This is a genomic window from Roseateles sp. P5_E11, assembly GCF_054049355.1.
On the sequence record NZ_JBFUMO010000620.1, the window covers coordinates 1 to 3,241 of the forward strand.

Annotated in this window: 4 protein-coding genes; 3 read left to right on the top strand and 1 reads right to left on the bottom strand. The window is 68.0% G+C overall.

The window, feature by feature from the left end:
* The coding region (locus tag ACXJKR_RS28015; protein ID WP_457325621.1) for a dihydroxy-acid dehydratase domain-containing protein at positions 1-767 on the bottom strand (767 nt) is incomplete at its 3' end.
* 91 nt (positions 768-858) lie between these two features.
* Here ACXJKR_RS28015 and ACXJKR_RS28020 point away from each other — a divergent pair.
* From ACXJKR_RS28020 to lgt, 3 genes are all read left to right on the top strand, one after another.
* Complete coding sequence (locus ACXJKR_RS28020; RefSeq protein ID WP_457325622.1) at positions 859-1,713, top strand: LysR family transcriptional regulator; 855 nt, start codon at positions 859-861, stop codon at positions 1,711-1,713.
* Between the two features lie 74 nt (positions 1,714-1,787).
* Positions 1,788-2,759 (top strand): tetratricopeptide repeat protein, encoded by a 972-nt coding sequence (locus ACXJKR_RS28025; RefSeq protein ID WP_457325623.1) that lies wholly within the window; start codon positions 1,788-1,790, stop codon positions 2,757-2,759.
* 56 nt (positions 2,760-2,815) lie between these two features.
* Positions 2,816-3,241: prolipoprotein diacylglyceryl transferase (lgt, locus tag ACXJKR_RS28030; protein ID WP_457325624.1), on the top strand; the 426-nt coding region annotated here is incomplete at its 3' end.

Here is a 3,241-nt window from a genome sequence, read left to right on the forward strand (position 1 = left end):
GCCTTGACGGCCTCCACCAGGCAGTCGGCCGCCGCCTTGACGGCCTCCACCAGGCAGTCGGCCGCCAGCTTGACGTTCTCGACCACCTCGTCCTCGACGTTGGACATGCTGGAGGAGTAGGGCAGGCTCATGCCCAGGGCCTCGAAGGCCGAGCTCATGGTGTTGGCCGTGTACATGCCGCCGCAGGAGCCGCTGCCGGGGATGGCGCGCTTCTCGATCTGGCAGAAATCTTCCTCGCTCATCTTGCCGGCGCTGAACTGGCCCACGGCCTCGAAGACGCTGACGATGTTGAGGTCCTGGCCCTTGTAGTGGCCGGGCTTGATGGTGCCGCCGTAGATGTAGATGGCCGGCACATTGGCGCGCAGCATGCCCATCATGCCGCCGGGCATGTTCTTGTCGCAGCCGCCGATGACCATCACGCCGTCCAGCCACTGGCCGCCCACGCAGGTCTCCACGCAGTCGGAGATGACCTCGCGCGACACCAGGCTGTACTTCATGCCCTCGGTGCCCATGGCCATGCCGTCGGAGATGGTCGGCGTGCCGAACAGCTGGGCGTTGGCGCCGGCGGCCTTGAGGCCGATGACGGCGGCGTCGGCGAGCTTTTGCAGGCCGGAGTTGCAGGGCGTGATGGTCGAGTGGCCGTTGGCGATGCCGATCATCGGCTTGCCGAAGTCGCTCTCCTGGTAGCCCATGCCGTAGTACATGGAACGGTTGGGCGCACGGGCAACGCCCTCGGTGATGTTCTTGCTACGGCGGTTGAAGCTCATGACGGTCTCCTGGAGAAGCCGGCAGTTTGGCGCGCCTGAGTTTGCTTTTCAAATATATTGTTCACTCTGAATTGATATGCGTGGTGAATCAATGATCGAACTGCGCCCCCTCCAGCAATTCCTCGCCGTGGCCGAGCTGCTGCACTTCGGCCGTGCCGCCGAGCGCYTGCACATGAGCCAGCCGCCGCTRACCCAGGCCGTGCGCAAGCTGGAGGTCCAGCTCGGCGTGCAGCTCTTCGAGCGCAGCAGYCGCAGCGTGCGACTGACGCCGGCGGGAGCGGCGCTGCAGGCGTCGGCGCGCAAGCTGCTGCTTGAGGCCGCAGCGCTGCCGGCCGAGGTGAGGGCGGTTGCCGACGGCCTGGCCGGCCGGTTGCGGCTGGCCTTTGTGTCGACGGTCGGCTTTGGCGGCCTGCCGCAATGGCTGCGCTCGTTTCGCGAGGCCTGCCCGCAGGTGGCCCTGGCGCTGCGCGAAGCGACGCTGGACGTGCAGCTGCGCGAGTTCGAGGCCGGCAGCATCGACGCCGGCTTCGTCATCCACACGCCGGGCGCCGCGCCGGCTGGCTTCCAGCGCCTGTCCATCGGCGTCGAGCCGCTGGTGCTGGCCCTGCCCAGCAGCGATGAAACACCCACAGACCTCCAATGCCGCGCGGCGCCGCTGGTGATCTTTCCGCGCGAGGTGGCGCCGTCGCTCTACGACGCCATCCTGGCCCACCACGGTGCGGCTGGCGTGGCCCAGGAGGCCATCCAGATGCAGACCATCGTCAACCTCGTGTCCGCCGCCATCGGCGTGGCCTGGGTGCCGGCCAGCCTGCAGGGCCTGCAACGGGCCGGCGTGACCTACCGGGCCTTGCCCGGTGCACCGCAGGTCGAGACCAGCCTGATCTGGCGCGCCGACGCGCCGCCCGTCGTCGCGCGCTTCGTCGAGCACGTGCGCACCCATGCCTGAAGTCATGCGTAAAAACCCGTGTCGCCGTGGATGCTGCTGCAACGTTAACGAATTCACACTCTGGAGACCCCTGCATGACCCTTCGCCTGCTCCCCCTCGCCCTGGCCCTGCTGGCCGGCGCCGCCCAGGCCGACCTGCTCAAGGACCCGCAATGGCAGGCGTGGCTGGATGCCGGCAAGACCGCCGACCTCGTGCGCGCCGCCAAAGCCAAGGGTGATGACGACCAGGCCGCTGTCGCTCTCGCCATGGCCGCCGTCGACGACAACGACGGTGCCCGGTTGGAGGCAGCCATCCCTGCCTTGCAAAACTGCTCAGAGAAGCGCCCGCAGGCCGTCTGCAGCTATGCCCTTGGGCGTGTCTACGGCCAGCAGGCCATGGCGGCCAGCGTCTTCAAGATGCCTGGCCTGGCGAGCAAGACCAAGGAGCAGTTCGCCAAGGCCGTCGAGCTCGATCCGGCGCTGTTCGAGGCACGCAGCGGCCTGACGCAGTTCTATCTGATGGCCCCGGGCTTTGCCGGCGGCAGCGTGCCCAAGGCCAAGGAGCTGGCCGCGGAGGCGCAGCCGCGCCAGCCCGAGCAGGCCAAGGTGCTGCGCGCCATGCTCGCCATGAACGACAAGGATTGGGCCGGCGCCGAGCGCGAGTTGGCCAGCGCCAAACCGGGCGACGACCGCACGGTGGTCCGCGAGCTGCGCGGCCAGTGGACGCGCCTGGGTTTCGAGTTCATGGAGCAGAAGAACCTGCCCAAGGCCCGCGGCATCTTCGAGGCCCTGCAGCGCGACTATCCCGGCCACGCCGCCGGCCCCTATGGCCTGGGCCGTGTGCTGACGGAGCAGGGCCAGCTCGATGAAGCAGTCAAGGCCTTCGAGCGCGCGCGGGCCCTGGAAGGTGCGGAGCGCATGCCCATCGACCATCGCCTGGGCCAGGCCCTGATCGCCAAGGGCGACAAGGCCGGTGCCAGGGCGGCGCTCGAGCGCTTCGTGCAGAACAAGCGCGCCAATCCGCGCAACGTCGACGAGGCGAAAAAGCTGCTGGCCGACCTGGCCTGACGGGGCGGGAGGAGGGCGCTGGCTATGATGCCGGCCGCTCTTCTTCCCATCGAGCCATGCTGGTTCATCCTCAGTTCGACCCCATCGCCGTCCACATCGGTTCCGGTGGCATCCATTGGTATGGCATCACCTACCTGATCGCCTTTGGCCTCTTCCTGTGGCTGGCTACGCTGCGCTCGCGCATGCCCCAGCATGCAGCCGTGGGCTGGACCAAGCGGGACGTGGACGACGTGCTGTTCTACGGCGTGCTGGGCGTCGTGCTGGGCGGACGGCTGGGGTACTGCTTCTTTTACAAGCCCGGTTACTACGTCCATCACCTGACCGAGATCATCCGGGTCTGGGATGGCGGCATGTCTTTCCACGGCGGCCTGCTCGGCGTGCTGCTGGGCCTGTACCTGTTCGGGCGCCGTCGCGGCCGCAGCTTCTTCGAGGTGTCAGACCTGATCGCGCCCTGCGTGCCGACCGGCATCATGGCCGTGCGC

Bases quoted from the DNA above. Each gene is read 5' to 3' on its own strand.
- ACXJKR_RS28025 (WP_457325623.1), top strand. From the start codon at position 1,788: ATGACCCTTCGCCTGCTCCCCCTCGCCCTGGCCCTGCTGGCCGGCGCC.